Origin of the sequence: Rhizobium sp. CCGE 510 (assembly GCF_000292525.1) — a bacterium.
GTDB lineage: Bacteria > Pseudomonadota > Alphaproteobacteria > Rhizobiales > Rhizobiaceae > Rhizobium.
Window position 1 is genome coordinate 366,981 of the sequence record NZ_AEYF01000044.1, and the last position, 20,949, is coordinate 387,929.

The 20,949-nt window shown below is 62.0% G+C and carries 19 protein-coding genes and 1 pseudogene; 14 read left to right on the top strand and 6 right to left on the bottom strand.

What is annotated here, in order from left to right:
- The first annotated feature begins 165 nt into the window (after positions 1-165).
- The 3 genes from RCCGE510_RS21850 to RCCGE510_RS21860 all read left to right on the top strand — a co-directional run bounded on the left by RCCGE510_RS21850 (position 166) and on the right by RCCGE510_RS21860 (position 2,887).
- Positions 166-639, top strand: a complete 474-nt coding sequence (locus RCCGE510_RS21850) for a hypothetical protein (RefSeq protein ID WP_007633584.1) — start codon at positions 166-168, stop codon at positions 637-639.
- Positions 640-805: 166 nt separating this feature from the next.
- On the top strand, positions 806-1,156 hold the full coding sequence (locus tag RCCGE510_RS21855) for a hypothetical protein (protein WP_007633585.1): 351 nt from the start codon (positions 806-808) through the stop codon (positions 1,154-1,156).
- A 240-nt stretch (positions 1,157-1,396) separates the two neighbouring features.
- A complete protein-coding gene (locus tag RCCGE510_RS21860; RefSeq protein ID WP_007633586.1) occupies positions 1,397-2,887 on the top strand; it encodes an MDR family MFS transporter in 1,491 nt (496 codons plus the stop codon).
- A gap of 163 nt (positions 2,888-3,050) precedes the next feature.
- Here RCCGE510_RS21860 and RCCGE510_RS21865 read toward each other — a convergent pair whose 3' ends face one another.
- Complete coding sequence (locus tag RCCGE510_RS21865) at positions 3,051-3,896, bottom strand: methyltransferase domain-containing protein (RefSeq protein WP_007633587.1); 846 nt, start codon at positions 3,894-3,896, stop codon at positions 3,051-3,053.
- Positions 3,897-4,222: 326 nt separating this feature from the next.
- On the opposite strand from RCCGE510_RS21865, the gene RCCGE510_RS21870 reads away from it, so the two are divergent.
- On the top strand, positions 4,223-4,423 hold the full coding sequence (locus RCCGE510_RS21870) for a hypothetical protein (protein WP_037079546.1): 201 nt from the start codon (positions 4,223-4,225) through the stop codon (positions 4,421-4,423).
- A gap of 130 nt (positions 4,424-4,553) precedes the next feature.
- Here RCCGE510_RS21870 and RCCGE510_RS21875 read toward each other — a convergent pair whose 3' ends face one another.
- On the bottom strand, positions 4,554-4,931 hold the full coding sequence (locus RCCGE510_RS21875) for a nuclear transport factor 2 family protein (protein ID WP_037079406.1): 378 nt from the start codon (positions 4,929-4,931) through the stop codon (positions 4,554-4,556).
- Positions 4,932-5,058: 127 nt separating this feature from the next.
- On the opposite strand from RCCGE510_RS21875, the gene RCCGE510_RS21880 reads away from it, so the two are divergent.
- Positions 5,059-5,517, top strand: a complete 459-nt coding sequence (locus tag RCCGE510_RS21880) for a MarR family transcriptional regulator (RefSeq protein ID WP_007633591.1) — start codon at positions 5,059-5,061, stop codon at positions 5,515-5,517.
- Between the two features lie 23 nt (positions 5,518-5,540).
- On the opposite strand, the gene RCCGE510_RS21885 is transcribed toward RCCGE510_RS21880, so the two are convergent.
- On the bottom strand, positions 5,541-7,547 hold the full coding sequence (locus RCCGE510_RS21885) for an ABC transporter ATP-binding protein/permease (RefSeq protein ID WP_007633592.1): 2,007 nt from the start codon (positions 7,545-7,547) through the stop codon (positions 5,541-5,543).
- A gap of 334 nt (positions 7,548-7,881) precedes the next feature.
- Complete coding sequence (locus RCCGE510_RS21890) at positions 7,882-8,781, bottom strand: GntR family transcriptional regulator (protein WP_007633593.1); 900 nt, start codon at positions 8,779-8,781, stop codon at positions 7,882-7,884.
- Positions 8,782-9,068: 287 nt separating this feature from the next.
- On the opposite strand from RCCGE510_RS21890, the gene RCCGE510_RS21895 reads away from it, so the two are divergent.
- The 7 genes from RCCGE510_RS21895 to RCCGE510_RS21925 all read left to right on the top strand — a co-directional run bounded on the left by RCCGE510_RS21895 (position 9,069) and on the right by RCCGE510_RS21925 (position 17,420).
- Positions 9,069-10,571, top strand: coding sequence for an altronate dehydratase family protein (locus RCCGE510_RS21895; protein WP_007633594.1), 1,503 nt, complete (start codon positions 9,069-9,071; stop codon positions 10,569-10,571).
- Between the two features lie 88 nt (positions 10,572-10,659).
- Positions 10,660-11,679 carry an aldo/keto reductase gene (locus tag RCCGE510_RS21900; RefSeq protein WP_007633596.1) on the top strand — a complete coding sequence of 340 codons (1,020 nt, stop codon included), beginning with the start codon at positions 10,660-10,662 and terminating at the stop codon, positions 11,677-11,679.
- Between the two features lie 9 nt (positions 11,680-11,688).
- On the top strand, positions 11,689-12,135 hold the full coding sequence (locus RCCGE510_RS21905; RefSeq protein WP_007633597.1) for an RbsD/FucU domain-containing protein: 447 nt from the start codon (positions 11,689-11,691) through the stop codon (positions 12,133-12,135).
- A gap of 208 nt (positions 12,136-12,343) precedes the next feature.
- Entirely contained in the window at positions 12,344-13,333 is a 990-nt protein-coding gene (locus RCCGE510_RS21910) for an ABC transporter substrate-binding protein (protein ID WP_007633598.1), read from the top strand.
- A 151-nt stretch (positions 13,334-13,484) separates the two neighbouring features.
- Positions 13,485-15,038, top strand: a complete 1,554-nt coding sequence (locus RCCGE510_RS21915) for a sugar ABC transporter ATP-binding protein (RefSeq protein WP_007633599.1) — start codon at positions 13,485-13,487, stop codon at positions 15,036-15,038.
- A gap of 121 nt (positions 15,039-15,159) precedes the next feature.
- Entirely contained in the window at positions 15,160-16,134 is a 975-nt protein-coding gene (locus tag RCCGE510_RS21920; protein WP_007633601.1) for an ABC transporter permease, read from the top strand.
- 266 nt (positions 16,135-16,400) lie between these two features.
- A complete protein-coding gene (locus RCCGE510_RS21925) occupies positions 16,401-17,420 on the top strand; it encodes a zinc-binding alcohol dehydrogenase family protein (protein WP_007633603.1) in 1,020 nt (339 codons plus the stop codon).
- 192 nt (positions 17,421-17,612) lie between these two features.
- On the opposite strand, the gene RCCGE510_RS21930 is transcribed toward RCCGE510_RS21925, so the two are convergent.
- Entirely contained in the window at positions 17,613-18,338 is a 726-nt protein-coding gene (locus tag RCCGE510_RS21930) for a copper homeostasis protein CutC (RefSeq protein ID WP_007633605.1), read from the bottom strand.
- Positions 18,335-19,594: a LysR family transcriptional regulator gene (locus RCCGE510_RS21935; protein ID WP_007633608.1), complete on the bottom strand. Its 1,260-nt coding sequence runs from the start codon at positions 19,592-19,594 to the stop codon at positions 18,335-18,337. The genes RCCGE510_RS21930 and RCCGE510_RS21935 overlap by 4 nt, the downstream gene beginning before the upstream one ends.
- 50 nt (positions 19,595-19,644) lie before the next feature.
- On the opposite strand from RCCGE510_RS21935, the gene RCCGE510_RS33645 reads away from it, so the two are divergent.
- The gene (locus tag RCCGE510_RS33645) at positions 19,645-19,830 is read left to right on the top strand and encodes an acetyltransferase (RefSeq protein WP_240539678.1); all 186 of its coding nucleotides are present in this window, start codon (positions 19,645-19,647) and stop codon (positions 19,828-19,830) included.
- Between the two features lie 270 nt (positions 19,831-20,100).
- Positions 20,101-20,946 (top strand): annotated as a pseudogene (locus RCCGE510_RS21940) (ABC transporter substrate-binding protein); the annotation flags it as partial.
- Positions 20,947-20,949: the final 3 nt, after the last annotated feature.

The following is a 20,949-nucleotide window of genomic DNA, read 5'->3' on the forward strand; positions in this document are numbered from 1 at the left end:
CTCTTTTAATATCCTGCGTCCACCTTTAGCTACGTTTGGCCGCTCGGCGGGCAAGCTTCAACAGATTGTGGGCTTCTTCACTCAAGGCGGTCGGGCTACCCCTTCGGTTCGCATGAGCGACTGATATCGATCGAGCGCGGGCAGGCCCAGCAATTAGGAGGATTCATGCGGATATCGCTTTTGAGTATCTTAGTTTTCACCTTTGCCATGTCCCCGGCACAGGCCGAGGATTTCCCACTGGCCTCATGTGCTGGATGGGACGGAACGCTGGTCAGCAGGACCGGCACCGATTCAAGCGCTGCGGTTATGGAAGGGAACGTCAATCAGGCCAACTTTCAGGAATACTGTGAGCGAGATCCGGGATACGAGACGGTCGCACATGGCGGGAAACTGACTGTTGAGCAGTGCGTGGCGATGTATCTGAAAGAAAGTGGTAAAGACACCTATCGTTCCACCGCCAATTGCCGCAAGGGCACCCTGTCCTTCTTTCCTGCTAGCGGAGAACCGCTGCGCGTGACTTTCCCATTACCAGAGGATGCAGATGTTTCGTGCTCCTCAGGCATGCCGCCGCTGATCGAGCAATTCACGATGCTGTGCCCTCAGGCGGCGCGAAAGTTTAAAATGCTGGATGGTGAATGAAAAGATGACTGTCTATCGCCTCTGGTCGAGTCCATAAAATGCCTCTGCTTGCTGGTATCTGCGGTCAGCTAGCATCTTCGAAAGTCGCCAAAAACCTGCAATTCCAGCAGGAACCTGCCGCTCCCGAACTGGTTCTCCCCTTGAGACAACAAGGATGGAGAAAACCATGTCCTGCAAACTCATCGCGATATCCCTCCTTTCCCTGGGCCTTGCCGGCTCGGCGCTGGCGCAGACGGCTGGCGGTGCGAATTCCAGCGGGCGGCTTTCGGTGGCGCCTGTTATCGGCGGCTCGGGAAGTTCCGGCTCCGGATCGGCCAGCACTGGCTCGGCGGGCACCGGGTCCCTCGGCACCGATCCCGGCACCACCGGCAGCACGAGCGGCAATGGCGGCGTCGAGTTCAATAGCGGCCGCAGCACGATCAATCCCGGCGGCGTCAATCCTGATCTCAAGCCGACGCCGGGTTGCACCGCCGGTTCCGCGAATACCGGTTCGGGCAGCGAGGCCTGCCCGCAATGAGGATGGAGCGGATGTCCGCCTGACCTCCTGACAGAATGAAGGCCCCGGGGCCGAGCCCGCCGGGCCTTCGCTTCGGCCGTAGCGGCTGCGAAATCGCGTGAAAACAACAGCCGCGGGAACGGCTTTACGACTCGCGCTTACGGACGTAAAACTACCCATCACTCCGCACATGGCGCATCGCCCCATCTAGCCAGCCTGCCGATATTTCCGGCATCTGCGGAGCACCCGAAGAGGATCGTCATGTCGAATGCAGCGCAACGCTCGAACCGCGTGCTTATCGTCGCCACCATCATGGTCGCGACCTTCATGGTGGCGATCGAGGCGACGATCGTGGCAACCGCCATGCCGCGCATCGTCGGCGAGCTCGGCGGCTTTTCCTATTACAGCTGGGTGTTTTCGGCCTTCCTGCTGGCGCAGTCGACGACGACTGTTATCTACGGCAAGCTTTCCGACATTTTTGGGCGCAAGCCGGTGCTGATCGGCGGCATCCTGATCTTCCTCGTCGGCTCGGCTCTCTGCGGGCTTGCCTGGTCGATGATGTCGCTGGTGCTCTTCCGGCTGCTGCAGGGGCTCGGCGCCGGCGCCATCCAGCCGGTGACGACGACGATCATCGGCGACCTCTTCAAGCTCGAGGAGCGCGGCCGCGTGCAGGGCTTCATGGCGACCGTCTGGGCGACATCGGCCGTCGTCGGGCCGCTGGCCGGCGGCATCATCGTCGACAATATCTCCTGGGCCTGGATCTTCTGGATCAACCTGCCGATCGGCATCATCTCGATCATCGCCTTCATGATCTTCCTGAAGGAGGACGTGGCGCACAAGCAGGCAAAGATCGACTACCTCGGATCGGTGCTGTTTTCGATCTCGATCGTGGCGCTGCTGGTGATGCTGACCGAAACCGATGCCAGCGCCTGGATCCTGCTGTCGCTTTTTGCCGTCTTCGTGATCTCCGGCATTCTCTTCCTCAGACAGGAGAAGCGGGCGCCGGAGCCGATCATTTCGATCCCGCTCTGGAGCCGAAGGCTGATTGCGACCAGCAATGCGGCAACGCTGCTGGCCGGCATGGCGCTGATCGGGCTTTCGACAATCCTGCCGATCTATGTGCAGGGGGTGCTCGGCCGGTCGCCGATCGTTGCGGGCTTCACGCTGACCATGCTCGTCGTCGGCTGGCCCTTGGCGGTGATGCTCTCCGGCCGTTTCTACAGGGCCTTCGGCATCCGCCGCACCCTGCGCGTCGGCAGCCTGCTGTTTCCGTTCGGCGCCTCTTTCCTGTTGTTCCTGACCCCTGACAGCTCGCCGGTGCTTGCCGGCGCCGGCTCCTTCTTCATGGGCTTCGGCATGGGTCTGATCAGCCTCACCAGCATCGTGCTGGTGCAGGATAGCGTCGAATGGTCGATGCGCGGCAGCGCCACTGCTTCGATCATCTTTTCCCGCAGCCTCGGCAATACGCTCGGCGCCACCGTGCTCGGCGCCATCCTCAATGCCGGCATCAACCATTATGCGGGCGGCGAGGCAGCGGCGGGCCTGCGTGAGGCGCTGAACCAGCCAACCGGGCTTTCAGCGCTCGCCGCCGACCCGGCGATCCGCACCGTCTTCAATGCCGCCCTGCACTGGAGCTTCTGGGGCGTGGTCGTCGTCGCGGTGCTGACCTTCTTCACCACCTGGCTGATCCCGGTCGCGCCGAGCCGCAAGCGCGACGGCGCGGCTGTCGCAAGCGAGGCGGCGTCGCATTAGACGCCGATCGGCCCTGACTTTCGTCTTTCACTGACGGCTGATGGGAGCGATCAATGACAGCGAAATTGTGCGCTTGCATGCAACGACGGAGGATATTCCGAGATGCGGTGTCGTCATCGACGCCACTGCGCCGCTCGCCGTCGTTGTCGACGAGATTCTGAGCCTATCGCGTGCCTGTGATTACCGTTGCCGTTGAGCGAAGGCGAACCTTGCCATCGCTGACGGATTGGAGAGCTAGCTCCAGGACCTCGCGACGGATCTTCTCCCGTGTTGCCGCATCTGCCCTGGATAGTCCAGCGACAACCGGCGCGGCGACTTCCGTCATGAAGTCCCAGTAGCGCGCCGGGCTATCGTGCACCATCATCGCCGACACCTTTTCCTCGGCGACATCGAGAAGGCCCGCCTCTCTGAAGGTCTCGGCCATCATGCCTTCCCCCGCACAGCGGAACAGGCCCGGAGAGCCGGGGGGTGGCGAGGGCATTTCCACGTGGCGGGCGATCGTGCCCATGATCGTGGTCGCCCATGGATTTTCGGCGGGAGTGCTCCAGACTGCGGCGCAGACGCGCGCACCGGGCTTTGCCGCGCGTGCCATCTCCCTGGCGGCGGCAGCGATATCAGGGAAGAACATAAACCCAAACCGGCACAGGACGGCCTCGAAACTGGCATCGGCAAAAGGCAACGCTCCCGCATCGCATAGTTGGGTTTTGAAGTTTTTCAGGCCACGTTTGGCCGCATTTTCGGCGGCTGCAGTCAGCATATTTTCCGAGAGATCGGTTACGACAACATGACCGTCGGGGATTGCCGCCGCCGCCGTCAGGCCGGGTTCGCCCGTGCCGGCGGCTATGTCGAGCACGCTGAAGCCGTTGGAGAGATTTGCGCGTCGGAGCATGGCGTCACCATACGGGGCGAGCCAGCTGAGAACCAGGCTGTCCCATTTCTTCCAGCCGGCGGAAAACTTGTCCCAGGTCTCACGTTGCTGGTTACGGATATCGTCGAGATTTGCTGACATGCACCGGCTCCCCCTTTGTTCAACCGGCAAAGCCGGGAACATCGGCACTATGCGCCGCCAGTTGCGGGATTCAATGGAAATCAGCGCCCTCGGGGCCAATCGCCAGGCATGACCAGACCTGTTGGGACGGAGTGATCGAATTGACCAAACCTATCGGAGCTTTTATACAATAGCTTAGCAAAACTCGGGATCAGCCAAAAATAAACCTTTGAAATCAACTGGCTCTCCTGGATTGTGCCATTTCAAGAATGCGGAACCATCGGATTGCCGAAGCGATGCAGCCCGGCTGTATGCATCAGCCATGGAGAGACAAAATTATAAAGATCATGGTCTTGCTGCACAGCGCCGATGGCATGGCTTGGCAGTCTCCCCCTAAAGGTACCAGCCTGAAGACATTGAGCGAAGCCGAAGAGCAAGGTTTCATCTTGATCCGCGGGGAATTTCAGAAACGGCAATTCCGTCTGACGGAGCTGGGCTCCGACCATGTCGGGCGCGACAAGCGTCGTCTGGAAGCGCGCAGGCTGTGAACCGATACCGCCGGCTAAGCGCCAACTGAGACGCACAAGCCGGGCTGCCCGACAGTGGAAAGGCGAGCCTGACAATGGCCGCTTCTGCGGGGAGCGGTCATCCCCGACCAGCTTACAGCGCATGCTGGGCTTAGGCGGCATCCTGGATATCGAAGCGAATGATCTTGTCGCCTTCCAAGCGAAAGATATGCGTCACGGTCTTGTCCTTCAGGCCGTGGCTTTGCCCCCGCAACGGCCGGCCATCGAGGTCGAATACCGACTGGATGACCTCGACGGCAACGGAGCCGTCTTCTGTTTCTTGAAATGCGACCGGCTCGACATGCGGACTGATAACGGCCCATTGGCGTGTCCAATAGTCGCGTACGGCCTCGCGACCGTTGACGTAGCCGCCATCCATGCCGTTGGCCCAGGCGACGTCATCGGAAAGCACGGCAAGAACAGCGTCGATGTCTCTGGCGTTGAAGCTGGCATAGACGCGCTTGATCATTTCGACGTCATTTCTAGACATGTCGTTTCCTCAATCGAGATTGAAACATTTGCTGTGCGCATCGAAACGGCATTGTCGAATGCCGCTGATGAAGATACATACGTACATATATATCTTGTAGTCAAGCGCTGGAGAAAAGGGAAGCGGAATGGACGAAGACGTGCTTTCGACGCCGGGGCATCTTATCAGTCTTGCGGCGCGGGGCTTTGCCCGGCTCAGCGAGTCACGCCTGAAACCGCTTGGTTTCGGTGTCGGCCAGTTGCCTGTGCTGGTGGCGCTGCAGAATGGCAAGGCAAGCACGCAGCGCGATCTCGCCCGCTTTGCCAAAGTGGAGCAACCGCCGATGGCGCAGATGCTTGCTCGCATGGAGCGGGACGGCCTGATCGAGCGGACACGCGACCCGGCTGACGGGCGCAGCAGCCGCGTCGTGCTGACCAAGGCTGCGCGGCAAAGCATGCCGGAGGCCGTTGCGGCCTTGTTCCAGGGGAATAGCGAGGCCTTGGCGGGCTTTACGGATGCGGAAGCAGCACAGCTTGTCGATCTGCTCAAGCGGCTGATCGACAATCTGGATCAGATTGCGGACGCGGAGGTTCTGCTGCGCGACTGATGAATTCCGCCACCAAGCAGACGTCAGTTTCCATTCCGCGGTTGCGCCGGCTTATTCTCGGCGGCGCTGCCCTTCGGCGGCGAACGGCGGTTCTCCAACACGCGTGACAGCAAATTCCGTTTTCTCTTGCGCTTGATCAGATCGATATCGCTGACGAGCTTTGCGCCGCCCTCGCGCCGCTCCAAGGTGATCTTGCGGCTATGAAAGACTTCGAGCTCAGCCCGATGCGCGACGCTGACAATGGTCACCTCGGGCAATTCATCGATCACCATCTGCATCATCTTGTCCTGGCTCTTCTCATCGAGTGCCGAGGTTGCTTCATCCAGCACGATGATATCGGGCGTGTGCAGCAGGAGACGCGCAAAGGCGAGGCGCTGCTTTTCGCCGCCCGACAAGGTCTGGTCCCATGGCGCGTCTTCCTCGATCTTGTCGTTCAGATAATCCAGCCCCACCTTGGCGAGAGCCTCCTTGATCCTATCCAGCGTCCAGCTATCGGCGGCGCCGGGATAGGCCACCGCGCGGCGAAGCGTGCCCGACGGGATGTAGGGCCGTTGCGGCAGCATGAACAAGCGTCGGTCGGCGTGGAAATTGACGCTGCCGTCGCCCCAGGGCCAAAGACCGGCGATCGCCCGCACCAGCGTGCTCTTGCCCGACCCGGATTCTCCGGATACGAGCACCCGCTCGCCGGGTTCGATCGCCACCTGGGTTTCCGTAACCACGGCGGTGCCGTCGTCAAGCGACACGGAGAGATCGTTCAGGCTGAGCATCGCCTCGCCCTCCGTTTCGCCACGCTTGATGCGCCCGAGCGCGTCGCTCTTTTCGGCCCGCTCCAGCCCGTCGAGCGACATCATCAGCGAAGCGATACGCCGGGCACAGGCGTTCCAATCGGCAAGACGGGGATAGTTGTCGACCAGCCATCCGAACGCGCCCTGGACGATGGCGAAAGCAGAGGCTGCCTGCATGACCTGGCCCAGCGTCATGCTGCCTTCGAGAAACTTCGGAGCGCACAGCAACACCGGCACGACCGGAGCAATCAGCATTGATCCATGCGACACCAGCGTTGTGCGCATGTGCTGGCGGGCAAGCAGCGCCCATTGTCCGAGCACATTGGCGAAGGTCTTGTCGAGGTCGTTGCGCTCCTCCTCTTCGCCGCCGAGCAATGCAATGCTCTCGCCGTTTTCGCGCACATGCGTCAGCGTGTAGCGAAATTCGGCTTCGGTTTGATTTTTAGCCTCGGAGATCTGGACAAAATGGCGGCCGATGACCGCCATCGAACTGGAGGTGATCGCGGCATAGAGAACCGCAGTGACGACGAGAAAGCCGGGAATGGTGACGGTGAATCCGGCGATCGGCAGCGTCAATGCCCCGCCGATCGTCCAGAGCACGACGATGAAGGTGGAGGCCGCCAGGAATGCGGAAATGACCCCGGCGATGAAATCGACAGGGGCTTCGGTGGCAATCCGCAAATCTTCCGAAATGCGCGCTTCGGGGTTTTTGTGGTCACCGCCGATCAGGTTCAACTGATAATAACGGCCGTTTGCCAGCCAGCGCCCGATGACTGCGGTCGTCAGCCAGGAACGCCAGCGGCGCTGGATCATCATGCGCAGGGCGACTTGTGTGGTGACAACGGCGACGGTGCCGAGCACCAGCGGCACGAAGACGGCGCTGAGAAAATAGACGGTGGCGGCATCATGTTGCTCTATGGCGTCGAAAATCCCGCGGTTCCAAAGATTGATTCCATATTGGAAACCGACATTGATGCCGATCAGGGCCAACAGTCCGAGGGTGCACGGCCAGGCGAGCTTATCGCCACCGCTGCCCCAGTAGTGGCGCGCGCTGATCCAGAAACGCTTGAGCAGATACTTCTTGCGCGCCTGCTCGGCCTCCTCGGGCGTCAGCTCCGGACCGGGTTCGATGGGATCTGGCGGCGGCACAACCTCGACAGTCGATGCCTTCTCGTCGAGCGACGTCTCGGAACCCTGCGGTTCGCTGCCGTCGACCGATATCGGATTACGTTTAGCGCCGGTCATAAGCCGATAACGGCTTATGGATCAGAAGGTTTCATGATGCGGATGGGGAGGCGGTGTTTGGCGTTGTGCCGTGCAGCCCCCTCATCCGACCCTCCGGGCCACCGACCGGGGTTGAGCCACGGGTCTCAACCCGTCCTTCGGACCCCCGCTGGGGAGAAGAGGGGAGAATGCCGTTTCGGCATCGACCCTATTGAACGAAGTGCCTTTAAACAGGCGGTGCGTTCGAGCAATGTCGGTGCGCCTCGCTCCCTCTTCTCCCCTCGGGGAGAAGAGGGAGCGAAGGGTCGGATGAGGGGGCCACACGGTACGCCCTTTCGTCATCCTTCGCTTACGCTCAACCGCTCTCGGTCGCCAACTGCGGCAGGGATTGCAGCAGGGTCTGGCGGGCGGAGCGCAGGTGGACGCGGCAGGCGGTTTCGATCGCCGCCTGGTCGCCGGATTCGAGCGCCGCGATATAATCCAGATGTTCGTGGATGGCGCGCTCGTTGCGCTCGCGGGCGGCGGTCTTGTTCCACTGATAGTGATAGTGAAAGACGATGGCGATGGCGTCGTAGAAATCGGCGATGAAGCGGTTTTTCGAAGCGCGGTGGATCACCAGGTGGAAGCGCTCGTCGAGAACGGAGAAATCCTTGTAGCGCTGGTTGATGTCGGCAAGCATGGCGTGATGTTCGTCGCGGATGGCGGCGAGATCGGCCCAGCCCTGGCTATCCCTGGGGAGCCGGCCGAATTCGGCGGCGGAATGCAGCTCGAACATCTCGCGCACATCGGCAAGTTCGAGGGCGAATTCGCGGGTAAAGCCTTTCAGCGTCCAATGGCTGTTCGGCCGCTTCTCGATGAGGCCGAAGCGAGAGAAGCGGATCAGGAATTCGCGCACGCTTGTTGTGCCGGTGCCGATCTCGCGGGCAAGCTCCAGCTCGTTGATCTGCATGCCGGGGGCTGCATCATCGGCGAGGATGCGCTGCATGAAGCTGCGCTCGATGATATCATGCAGGGAGTCAGTTTCCTCAGAGGGAAAGAGGTCGCGGTCAGTCGGCTGGCGCAGCACGGTCTTCTGGCGTTTGTTCCAGCGGATGATGCCTTCTTCGCTGAGGCGGGTCAGGATGGCGCGCGCCGTCGAGCGGCTGACGCCGAGCTGGGCGGCAATCTCCGGTTCCGAGGGCAGTGCCGTATCCGTGCGAAGGGCCACGGCATACCTATTATAGGCTTCCTTGAAGACCGTATTCTGCCTTGCCACCAGACCCCGCTTTCCGCCCTCGTGCCCGCGCCTCTGCAAAGCAGGGCAAACAGACCGGGGCTTGTTCAAACGACCTTCTAGCTTATTTCCGGTCGCCTGCGGCTCATTGCCTCCCTCGTCCACAGGATCAATATTCCCGTTGACTTGAAAATGTTTATTGTAGATAAAAAACAAAATCAATGCGCATTCGCCGATGCAGCGAGCGTTTCCTAAATTCGATAGTTGGAGCATGATGTCGTCCGAAAACCGCTCAGACTTTTCGGCATCATGCTCTGGGGAGAAGAGACTTGGACAAACTGCCTTGGATCATTCTGTCGGCCGGTGACAATGTCGCGGTCGCAACGGCGGCCATCGCGCCGGGTTCTACGGTTGCCGGCATTGAAACCCGTGAAAAAATCGACCCCGGCCACAAGGTGGCGATTTCAGATATTCCGCTCGGCGCCGCCGTGGTGAAATACGGACAGGCGATCGGCCGCACGACGGCCGAGGTCAAGGCCGGCGACCATGTGCACAGCCACAACCTGCATTTCGAAAACGACCGGTTGGCGGCGACCGCCAATTCGGCGCCGGAGATGGCGACGAGTGAGGACAGGGCGCGTACCTTCATGGGCTATCGCCGCGCCGATGGGCGGGCGGCGACGCGCAACTATATCGGCATCATCGCCAGCGTGAACTGTTCCACCACGGTCTGCCGGGCGATCGCCGACGAGGCCAACCGGACGATCCTGCCGCATTACGAAGGCATCGACGGTTTCGTGCCGATCGTGCACGACCAGGGCTGCGGCATGAGCTCGACCGGCGACGGCATGAACGTTCTGCACCGGACGCTTGCCGGCTATACCAGACATGTCAATTTTGGCGGCGTGCTGATGATCGGCCTCGGCTGCGAGGTCAATCAGCTGACGCTCTATGGCCAGAGCGGCGCCGGCGCCTCGAAGCGGCATTTCAACATTCAGGATGCCGGCGGTTCACGCCGCGCGGTCGAGCGGGCCATGGGGATGTTGCGTGAAATCGCCGCCGATGTCGGCAAGGAAAAGCGCGTGCCGATGTCGATCGGCGAGATCATCATCGGCCTGCAATGCGGCGGCTCGGACGGGTTTTCCGGGATCACCGCCAATCCGGCGCTGGGTATTGCGGCCGATCTGCTGGCGGCTGCCGGCGGCACGGCAATCCTCTCCGAGACCTCGGAAATCTATGGCGCCGAACACCTGCTGCGCAGCCGCGCCGTCAGCGACGAGGTGGCCAACAAGCTCGACGAGAAGATCGCCTGGTGGGAAGATTATGTCGCCCTGCACGGCGCCTCGCTCGACAACAACCCCTCGCCCGGCAACAAGCGCGGCGGTCTCACCACCATTCTGGAAAAGTCGCTCGGCGCGGTTGCCAAGGGTGGGCGCTCGCCGCTGACGGCAGTCTACGGTTATGCCGAGCGGGTCACCGCCCCCGGCCTCGTCTTCATGGACACACCCGGCTACGACCCGGTCTCGGCGACCGGCCAGGTGGCGGGCGGGGCAAACATGATCGCCTTTACCACGGGCCGCGGCAGCTGCTTCGGCTGCCGGCCGGCGCCATCGCTGAAGCTTTCCAGCAATTCGGCGCTCTATGCCTCGATGGAAGAGGATATGGACATCGATTGCGGCACGATCGCCACCGGCGATGCGACGATCAGCGGCAAGGGCCGCGAGATCTTCGAGCTGATCGTCGACACGGCCTCGGGCAAGAAGACCAAGAGCGAACTCTTCGGCTACGGCGACAATGAATTCGTGCCATGGCATCTGGGTGCGACGCTCTAACTCTTTGTTTTACGCAATTCCGGACGGAAAACCGCTTCACACTTTTCCTGGAATTGCTCTGAATCCCAAGACTTGGCGAGGAGGCATGATGAAGACGAGACGGATCGGCAAGACCAAGCTCGAGGTGACCGAAATCAGTTTCGGCGCTGCGGCGCTCGGCGGTCTTTACCGCGCCTGCCCGCGCGAGGTAGCGATGGACACGCTGCAGGCGGCCTGGGACAGCGGCATCCGCTATTTCGACGTGGCGCCCTGGTATGGGCTCGGCCTTGCCGAACGCCGGGTCGGCGATTTCCTGCGCGACCAGGCGGATGGCAGTTACGTGCTGTCCACCAAGGTCGGCCGGCTGCTCAGGCCGGTGCCGACCGGCACCGTGCCCGATTACAGCTATGTCGATCCGCTCTCCTTCGATGCCGATTACGACTATTCCTATGACGGCATCATGCGCTCGGTCGAGTTCAGCTATGCCCGCCTCGGCCTCAACCGCATCGATATTCTCTATGTGCACGATCTCGGCGGTTACACACATGGCGCGGCGAAGAACGCCGTCTACCAGAAGCAGTTTCTCGATTCCGGCGTGAAGGCGCTGGAGGAGCTTCGCTCATCAGGCGCGATCTCGGCCTTCGGCCTCGGCGTCAACGAAGTGCCAGTCTGCCTCGACGTCATGCGCCATGCCGATCTCGACTGCATCCTGATGGCCGGCCGCTACACGCTGCTCGACCGTTCGGCGGTCGCCGAACTCTTGCCGCTCTGCCTGAAGAAGGGCACGTCGCTGGTCGTCGGCGGCGTCTTCAATTCCGGCATTCTCGCCACGGGTCCGGTGCCGGGTGCGCATTTCGACTATATGCCGGCCGATGACGACGTGCTTGCCAAGGTCGGCGCCATGGAGGCGATCGCCAAGCGCCACGGCGTGCCGCTGGCTGCGCCTGCCCTGCAGTTTGCGCTGCGCGAACCGATTGTCGCATCGGTGCTGATGGGCACCGCCAAGCCGTCGAGCCTGATCCGCAACATGGAAATCCTCGAACCGCGGCTTGCCGATGAGATCTATGCCGAATTCGAACCCTATACGCTGGTCGCGCCGCCGCTCGGCGCCGAAGCTGTCCGCGTCTGAGGAGACACTATGCTCAAGGGTATTCATCCGCTGCTCGGCCCCGACCTGCTTCACGCGCTGAAGACGATGGGACATGGCGACGACATCGTCATATCCGACGCCAATTTCCCCTCGGGCTCGATGGGCCCGCCGGTCATTCGCGCCGACGGCGTCAGCGCCACTGCTATGGCCGATGCGATCCTCGCCCACATGCCGCTCGACACCTTCGTGCCGGAAGCGGCGTGGCGGATGGAGGTGGTCGGCGACCCGCACGCCGTGCCGGAGGTCTGCGCCGAGTTCCAACAGATCGTTGCTAGGCGCGCCGGCGATTTTCCGATCGTGCCGGTCGAGCGTTTCGCTTTCTACGCGATGGCCCGCAAGGCCACCTATATCGTCGCGACGACGGAATTCCGGCTGTACGGCAACCTGATTTTGAAAAAGGGCGTCGTGCATCCGCATGAGGTCGATCTGGGCTGATACCTATTTTAGGTTATCGTGGTATTGGAATAAAATCAGTTGCTTGAGAGGAATTTGCCAAAGCAAAAAAGCCGGTTTGACGCTCTTGCAATTTGATTGCGCCTCGGCTAGCTTCTCCCTGCAAATGTTTTTTATCGATAAAAATCGTCCGCCTGCGTTCAGCGGCCGATTTACTCGGAGGAGAACGCATCTTGAGAGGAGAACCCTTATGACTATCGTGAAATCCCTTCTGTCCCGTCGCGCCTTTACGGCGCTTGCCGGCGCTGCCGTTATCGCCACTGCGATGCCGGTTACGTCCTTTGCCGCCGACGTGACGATCCCGATCATCGTCAAGGACACGACGTCCTTCTACTGGCAGATCGTTCTGGCCGGCGCCCGCAAGGCAGGCCAGGATCTCGGCGTCAAGGTACCGGAACTCGGCGCCCAGGCTGAGTCCGACGTCAACGGCCAGATCAGCATTCTTGAGAACGCCGTTGCCGGCAAGCCGGCCGCCGTCGTGATCTCGCCGACCGAATTCAAGGCGCTCGGCAAGCCGATCGATGAAGCCGCCAAGTCTGTTCCGATCATCGGTATCGACTCAGGCGCCGACTCCAAGGCGTTCAAGTCGTTCCTGACGACCGACAACGTCCAGGGCGGCCGCATCGCCGCCGATGGCCTGGCTGCCGCCGTCAAGGAAATGACGGGCAAGGAAGAGGGCGAAATCGTCATCCTCACCAATCTTCCCGGCGTCGGCTCGCTGGAACAGCGCCGCGAAGGCTTCCTGGATCAGATCAAGACCAAGCATCCCGGCCTGAAGGTCATTGCCGACAAGTACGGCGACGGCCAGGCAACGACCGGCCTCAACATGATGACCGACCTGATTACGGCCAACCCGAAGCTCGTCGGCGTCTTCGCCTCGAACCTGATCCTGGCGCAGGGTGTCGGCCAGGCGATCGCCGAAAACAAGCTCGGCGACAAGATCAAGGTCATCGGCTTCGACAGCGACGACAAGACGGTCGGCTTCCTCAAGGAGGGCTCCATTGCCGGCCTCGTCGTTCAGGACCCTTACCGCATGGGTTATGACGGCATCAAGACCGCGCTTGCCGTCTCCAAGGGCGAGAAGGTCGAAGCCAATGTCGACACCGGCGCCAACCTCGTCACCAAGGCGAACATGGCCGATCCGAAGATCGACGCGCTGCTGAACCCGAAGATCAAGTAACAAAGACTGACGGGCCGCGCCGGCTTCAAAAACCGGCGCGGCTTTTTCCATCCATGTTATGGTTACCAGGGACCATGTTATGGTTACCAGGGGCCATACTATGCTTACCAGGGGATGGATAGAGCAGACGCGACACAAGGAGGAGAGGTCCATGATCGGACTGGAAGAGGTCAGTCATCGCCACGATGACAGCGCCACGCTGAAAGAAGCCAATCGCATTCCCGCCGGATCGCCTATCCTCGAACTCAAGGGCCTGCAGAAGAATTACGGTCATGTACAGGCGCTGAAGCCGGCGACGCTGACCTTTCTCGCCGGTGAGATCCACGCCATCGTCGGCGAAAACGGCGCCGGCAAATCCACCCTGATCAAATTGCTGACCGGCGTCATTACCCGCACCGCCGGCGAAGTGCTGTGGTGCGGCCAGCCAGTGGGGCTGTCGACGCCGAACGAGGCGATCGCCCGCGGCATCAACGCCGTCCACCAGGAAGTCGTGCTCTGCCGGCATCTGACGGTCGCCGCCAACCTTTTCCTCGGTGACGAAGTCAACCGCTACGGCCTGATGCGCAAGAAGCAGATGCAAAAGTTGGCGCAGGCCGTGCTCGACGATCTCGGCTTCGGCCTTCCGGCCGGCGCGCTGCTCAGCTCGCTGACCATCGGCCAGCAGCAGCTGGTGGCGACGGCGCGCGCCGCCATGCGCGGCACCCAGTTCCTGATCTTCGACGAACCCACGGCCTATCTGACGCGCCAGGAATCGGCGCAGCTGTTCAAGCTGATCCGCCGCCTGCAGGGCGAAGGCGTCACCATCGTCTATATCAGCCATCGCATGGAGGAAGTCTTCGAGCTTGCCGACCGTGTCTCGGTGCTGCGCGACGGCACCCATGTCGGCACGCGGCTGATCGGCGAGACCAATGATGCCGAACTGATCGCGCTGATGATCAACCGCACGATCGAACAGATCTATCACAAGGAAGAGATCGCCATCGGCGAGACCATCCTTGCCGTCAACGGCCTTTCCGGGCCGGGCTTCGAAGACGTGTCGCTCAGCGTCAAGGCCGGGCAGATCGTCGGGCTTTACGGCCTGATCGGCGCCGGGCGCAGCGAATTCGCGCTCGGCCTCTATGGCCGCCAACCGACAACCGCGGGTGACATCCAGTGGATGGGCAAGCGGGTGGACATCCGCAACGAACGCACGGCGATGGAGCTCGGCATTGCGCTGGCGCCGGAAAGCCGGCGCGACCAGGGGCTTTGCCTCAACCTGCCGATCGGCCTCAACATTAACCTGCCGGTGTTCGGACGGCTCAGCCATGGACCCGTCATCAACCACGCGCGGGAATCGGCCAATGCCGACAGGCAGATCCGCGATCTCAGCATCAAGACGCCGAGCCGGCGTGTGCCGGCCTCCAGCATGTCGGGCGGCAACCAGCAGAAGATCGTCATCGGCAAGTGGCTGAGCCACGGTGCCCGGCTGTTCATCTTCGACGAGCCGACCGTCGGCGTCGACGTCGGCACCAAGGCGGAAATCTATAGGCTGTTCGCCAAGCTTCTGAAGGAGGGCGCGGGCATCATCCTGATCTCCTCCTACCTGCCGGAAGTTTACGAACTGGCCGACCGGCTGCACGTCTTCCGCGGCGGCAAAATCGTCGCGAGCCATGATTACCACGCGGCGACGCATGAAGAAGTGCTCAGCGAAGCGATCGGCGTCTGAGCACAGGCAATTCCAGCAAAACTGCGGTGCGGTTTTGCATCCGGAAATTGCGTAAGAACAAAGAGATAGAGCAGTCCCGTGGTTTGAAGAAAACGGAAATGCTCTAAGAGGGAAAAAATTCATGACTGCCACCCCTACCGAAATCGTCGCCCCGCCGCCGCGCCGGAAAATGAACATCCTGTTCGGCCTGACGCTGATCGGGCTTCTGATCTTCCTCTGGATCGTGCTCGGCGTTGTTACCCCGAGCTTCTGGACGCCGCTCAACATTTCGAACCTGCTGCGTCAGGGGGCGATGACGGCGATCCTCGCACTCGGCCAGACCTTCGTCATCATCACCGCCGGCATCGACCTTTCGGTCGGCGCCATCGTCGGTTTCTGTACCGTCATCATCGCCTGGCTGCTGCAGGCGGGCGTGCCGATCTGGGGTGCGATCGTGCTGACGCTGCTGATCGGCGTGGCGATCGGCGCCTTCCATGGCTTCGGCATCGTCCATATGGGGCTGCCGCCGTTCATCATCACGCTGGCGACGCTGACGTCGCTGCGCGGCATTGGCCTGTTGATCACCAACGGCTCGACGATCAACATTACCAATGAGAATTTCAGCAATTTCGCCCGCGCCGATCTGCTCAGCATTCCGAGCCTGTTCTGGATGGTCATCCTGGTGGCGGTGCCCTCCTTCATCTTCTTGCATCTGAGCCGCTGGGGCCGCTATCTCTTCGCGGTCGGCTCGAATGCCGAAGCGGCCCGCCTTTCCGGCGTCAACGTCAAGGGCATGATCTACCTCGCCTATATCCTCTCGGCCGGCTTCGCCGCCTTCGTCGGCGTGCTGCTCGCCTCGCGCATTGCCATCGGCAATGCGACGCAGGCCGACGGCTGGGAACTGCAGGCGATCGCCTCCTCGGTCATCGGCGGCACCAGCCTGTTCGGCGCGGTCGGTTCGGTGCACGGCCCGCTGATCGGCGCCTTCATTCTCGCCACCATCAACAACGGCGCCAACCTTCTGAACGTCAACTCCTTCTGGCAGCGCATCATCACCGGTCTGCTGATCATCGTGATCGTGTTCTTCGACCAGCTGCGCCGCCGCCGGAGCAATTGAGAGGCGAGCAGGAGATCGCCGCCCGGGGAGATCGCCGCCTGCCCCTCATCCGCCTGCCGCCACCTTCTCCCCGTTTTGACGGGGAGAAGGGGATATGCCGCAAACCTCTCCGTCCCTCGCCAGCATCCCGTTTGGCACGTCCCCTCTCCCCGTTTTTTACGGGGAGAGGGTTAGGGTGAGGGGCAGATGTTTTCGATACGGCGCCACATCGGCGCGAGCCGGCCAGACAAACCGGCTTCCTCCTTCCGAAGAATGCGAGACCCGTCATGAAAGCAGTTCTTTGCCGGGAGCCCGGCGTGCTCGATATCGTCGAGCGTCCTTCGCCAGCGGCTCCCGCCGCCGGCTGGGTGCGGCTTGCCGTCAGCCATGTCGGCATCTGCGGCACCGACTACCATATCTTCGAGGGCAAACATCCCTTCCTCGAATATCCCCGGGTGATGGGGCACGAGATCTCGGCAACGGTGCTGGAAGCCGGCGACGGCGTCGCCATGGCGGTGGGAACACCCGTCATCGTCAATCCCTATCTTTCCTGCGGCCAATGTGTCGCCTGCATCAAGGGCAAGGCGAATTGCTGCACCAATATCAAGGTGCTCGGCGTCCATACGGACGGCGCCTTCTGCGAGGAGATTTTGGTTCCGGCCGGCAACCTCTATGCCGCCGAGGGCTTAAGCCTCGAGGCAGCGGCGACCGTCGAGTTCCTGGCGATCGGCGCCCATGCCGTGCGCCGCTCGATGACCGGCACCGGCGCCAAGGCGCTCGTCATCGGCGCCGGCCCGATCGGGCTCGGGACAGCGATCTTCTCGCGCATCGCCGGCCATCAGGTGACGCTGCTCGACACCAGTGCTGAGCGGCTGCAGATGGCCTCTGAGCGCTTCGGCTTCACCTCCGGCATCGTCGCCAACGAGCAAACGGCGGATGCCGTGCGGGAAACAACCGCTGGCGACGGTTTCGACGTGGTCTTCGACGCCACGGGCTACGGCCCTTCGATGGAAAAGGCCTTCTCCTTCGTTGCCCATGGCGGCGCACTGGTGCTGGTCAGCGTCGTCAAGGACGATATCCGCTTCTCCGACCCGGAATTCCACAAGCGCGAAATGATGGTGATCGGCAGCCGCAACGCCACCCGCGCCGATTTCGAACATGTGGCCGCTTCGATCGCCAAAGGCCTCGTGCCGGTGGACAAACTCATCACCCACCGCACGACACTCGCCGATGCGCCGCGCGATCTCGGGCGCTGGGCGCATGAGAAGGATGGGCTGATCAAGGCGGTGATCAGGGTTGGTGGTTAGGGCGATTGCGGTAAAGCGTGAGATCATTTCCGCCCGCTTCGCGCCAGTGGCTGCCCCTCACCCTAGCTCTCTCCCCGTAAACGGGGCGAGTTGCGAGAGCGAGGTGAGAGCGGAGAGAGATCACGGCATGGTCCCTTCTCCCCGCGAGCGGGGAGAAGGTGGCGGCAGCCGGATGAGGGGCAAGCCGCGTCGCTAAACTCCCGCCTCAATCGCCCTTCGCATCTGCCTCACAACCGCGACATCCGTCTTGTTCGTACTCTTCGCCTCGAAACCGAACGCGACCGCACGCGGATCGGCGCTTTCGACCGGCGAACTGCAGGAACCATGGACCTCGCGAGCACCGGTCGCCTGCAAGATGGCGCCGACATTGCCGGGGCGGATGCCGCTGCCAGGCATGATGGATATGCGGCTGGCGGCCCTTGCCGAGAGGCGCTTCAGGGTTTCGAGACCGTCGGCCGCCTTCAGCGCGCAGCCGGAGGTGAGGATACGTTCGCAGCCGAGCTCGACCGCTTGTTCCAGCGCGTAGTCGGCATCCGGCACCAGATCGAAAGCGCGATGCAGCGTCGAGCCGAGGCCTGAGGCATGCGTCTTCAGACGGTGGATCAGCGGCATATCGAGCGTGCCGTCCGGGTGATTGGCGCCGATGACGACGCCGGCAAGGCCTGCGGCGCGCACGGCATCGATATCGAGCATCATCGCTTCCTCATCCTTCCTGTCGAAGATGAAGGGACCGGCGTGCGGGCGGATCATTGCATAAACGGGAATGCGCGTCCTGGCGGCGATCCGCATCAGGCTCGGCAGCGGCGTCAGACCGCCGAGCTCCAGCGCCGAACAAAGCTCGATGCGGCCGGCGCCGCCCTCGATGGCGGCGGCGAGGCCGGCGGCGCTATCCACACACACTTCGAGCAGGACGGTCACGCGGCACTCTCCCTGGCTTTGTCGCGCGCCATGGTCGGCGCGACGGTTTCCGACGTAATTCTCGCCGCCGCCTCGATGATGACGGCGCAGGCATCGGCGGCGGCTTTGCGATGGTTGAAGGCGACGTGATAGGACATCGGCAGATGTTCGTCGAGATCGACGATGCGCACCTTGTCGGCGATCGGCATGGCGCTGACCCGGCCGAGGAAGGAGACGTAGCCATGATTGGCGACGAGGTCGACGATCACAGGCAGCGAATCCGCCGCGGTGATATCCCGGCTGCGCAAACGCCGGTTCGGCGCGCGCTCGTCGCTGAAGGCCATGGCCGCGTGGCCGAGACCGGTGCGCGGGCTCGGCATGCAGATCGGGTGGCCGGCGACGAGATCGGCGACGGTGGTTTCGGTACTGAACGGCGGCGCGATCACCACCATGTCGGTCTGCAGCAATTCCCGATGGCGGAAGCTTTCAAGGCCGAAGACCGAATCGAGGATCGCCACATCGATGCGGCCGCTCTTCAGCGCCTCGCGCAGATCGTCGGCGGTCATCGAAACCAGCGAGATTGCATTGTTGTTGCGGCGCGCATTCCATTCGGAGATCAGCGAGCCCAGGCAGCGAGCCACCCAACTTTCCGATCCGGTGGGAATGATCGAGCCGATGCGCAGCGACCGGGCGGCGCGCCGATACCGCTCGTCGGCCGATGATTTCAGATCGTTCCAAGCCTGGCTGATCGTCGTGAAGATCTGATAGGCGCGTCTGCCCTCCTCCGTCAGCACCGACCCCTGCGCCTGCCGCTCGAACAGGCGGTGACCTAGAAATTTCTCAAGATTGGCAAGCTGAAGCGAAAGCTGCGGCTGCCCCAAGCGAAGGCGGCGGGCGGCCCGATTGATGCTGCCCTGGTCGGCCACCTCCAGAAAACGCTCGATGGTGACGACCTTGACGGGGATGCGTGACGCCCAGGCATCGCAAGCATCGGCGGCCTCGATGGCGTCCGTGGTCGTACCGTCATGGCCGGTGAATTGGCCAAGCTCGCCGATCGCGGCGGTGAGCGGCGCCAGGCCTTCCAGCACCCTGCCGCTGGCGATGAGCATGACCAGCTCGCCGGAGGCGCGTTCCGTCAGCTTCATCGCCAGCTCGGTTTCGAGATGATGGATGGCCGCAGACACGGTCGAGGGCGACAGCTGAAAGCGCCGCCCCGTCTCGCGCACCGAACCGGAGGTCAGAACATGGTGGGCGGTAAACAGGGCACCAAGATGCAAACGAGCCGCCTCCGGAAAGCGCTGGAAAAACGGGACGATATGATGTGTTCATGAAAAAAGATATCCCTGCTTTCGCAGAGGGCGGCTATCGTTTCCCTATAGAAAAATCCGGGCGGCGGAAATCCGCAACAGAGCCGGGGAATATCGCGGAAACACGCAAGGGGACAAAAACAAATCGCGCCGGCCCTGGAAAAGGGAATGCGTTTCCGCGCGCGGCGGGGCATTCGCCGCCATAATCGTGGCGCGGCTGCAAATACTAAAGGGGGCTTGCATCGATTTTTCAGGCGTGCACGCTATTTCCATCACGCACGCAATACCGGCATGATGCGATCTCATCGCGCTGGCCGACAGGCTTCTTGTGCGCAAACCTCCCGCCCGAGGCTTGCGCACCTGCATAATGCAGCAATTCAAAGTGCTAACGGTGTCAACCAAGGGGATATTCCATGCTGAAGAAACTCGCACTCGCCGTCACGCTCTCCGCCTTTGCGGCGGGTGCGGCTCACGCTGCAGATGTCGTCGTCTCGTCGAAAATCGACACCGAAGGCACGCTGCTCGGCAACGTCATTGCGCTCGCTCTCGAAGCGAACGGCATCAAGACGCAGGACCGCATCGCGCTTGGCGCCACACCCGTCGTGCGCAAGGCGATCACCGCCGGCGAAATCGACATCTACCCTGAATATACCGGCAATGCCGGCTTCTTCTTCAACAAGGCCGATGACGCCGCCTGGAAGAATATCGACCAGGGTTATGAGCTGGCAAAGAAGCTCGATTACGACGCCAACAAGATCGTCTGGCTAACGCCGTCGCCTGCCAATAACACCTGGGCGCTCGCCGTGCGCAGCGATGTTGCCCAACCGAACAAGCTGAAGAGCCTGACGGACTTCGGAAAATGGGTTGCCGGCGGCGGTGCCGCCAAGCTTGCGGCCTCCGCCGAATTCGTCAATTCGGCAGGCGCGCTTCCTGCCTTTCAGACGACCTACGGTTTCCAGCTGAAGCCCGACCAGATGGTGGTTCTGTCCGGCGGCGACACGGCGGCGACGATCAAGGCGGCGGCCGACCAGACGAACGGCGTCAACACCGCCATGGTCTACGGCACGGATGGCGCGATCGAAGCGGCGGAACTCACCGTTCTCGAAGACGACAAGAACGTGCAGCAGGTCTATGCGCCCACCCCGATCATCCGCGAGGAGGTTCTGAAGGCCAATCCGAAGATCGAGGAAGTGCTGTCGCCGATCTTCAAGAGCCTGACCGCCGACGAATTGCGCAAGCTCAATGCCAAGATCCAGGTCGACGGCGAGCCGGCAAAGTCCGTCGCAGAAGCCTATCTGAAGGAAAAAGGCTTCCTGAAGTAATCA

Bases quoted from the DNA above. Each gene is read 5' to 3' on its own strand.
- RCCGE510_RS21915 (WP_007633599.1), top strand. From the start codon at position 13,485: ATGATCGGACTGGAAGAGGTCAGTCATCGCCACGATGACAGCGCCACG.
- RCCGE510_RS33645 (WP_240539678.1), top strand. From the start codon at position 19,645: ATGAAAAAAGATATCCCTGCTTTCGCAGAGGGCGGCTATCGTTTCCCT.
- RCCGE510_RS21905 (WP_007633597.1), top strand. From the start codon at position 11,689: ATGCTCAAGGGTATTCATCCGCTGCTCGGCCCCGACCTGCTTCACGCG.
- RCCGE510_RS21855 (WP_007633585.1), top strand. From the start codon at position 806: ATGTCCTGCAAACTCATCGCGATATCCCTCCTTTCCCTGGGCCTTGCC.
- RCCGE510_RS21850 (WP_007633584.1), top strand. From the start codon at position 166: ATGCGGATATCGCTTTTGAGTATCTTAGTTTTCACCTTTGCCATGTCC.
- RCCGE510_RS21925 (WP_007633603.1), top strand. From the start codon at position 16,401: ATGAAAGCAGTTCTTTGCCGGGAGCCCGGCGTGCTCGATATCGTCGAG.
- RCCGE510_RS21865 (WP_007633587.1), bottom strand. From the start codon at position 3,896: ATGTCAGCAAATCTCGACGATATCCGTAACCAGCAACGTGAGACCTGG.
- RCCGE510_RS21870 (WP_037079546.1), top strand. From the start codon at position 4,223: ATGGTCTTGCTGCACAGCGCCGATGGCATGGCTTGGCAGTCTCCCCCT.
- RCCGE510_RS21920 (WP_007633601.1), top strand. From the start codon at position 15,160: ATGACTGCCACCCCTACCGAAATCGTCGCCCCGCCGCCGCGCCGGAAA.
- RCCGE510_RS21875 (WP_037079406.1), bottom strand. From the start codon at position 4,931: ATGTCTAGAAATGACGTCGAAATGATCAAGCGCGTCTATGCCAGCTTC.
- RCCGE510_RS21910 (WP_007633598.1), top strand. From the start codon at position 12,344: ATGACTATCGTGAAATCCCTTCTGTCCCGTCGCGCCTTTACGGCGCTT.
- RCCGE510_RS21860 (WP_007633586.1), top strand. From the start codon at position 1,397: ATGTCGAATGCAGCGCAACGCTCGAACCGCGTGCTTATCGTCGCCACC.
- RCCGE510_RS21900 (WP_007633596.1), top strand. From the start codon at position 10,660: ATGAAGACGAGACGGATCGGCAAGACCAAGCTCGAGGTGACCGAAATC.
- RCCGE510_RS21880 (WP_007633591.1), top strand. From the start codon at position 5,059: ATGGACGAAGACGTGCTTTCGACGCCGGGGCATCTTATCAGTCTTGCG.
- RCCGE510_RS21885 (WP_007633592.1), bottom strand. From the start codon at position 7,547: ATGACCGGCGCTAAACGTAATCCGATATCGGTCGACGGCAGCGAACCG.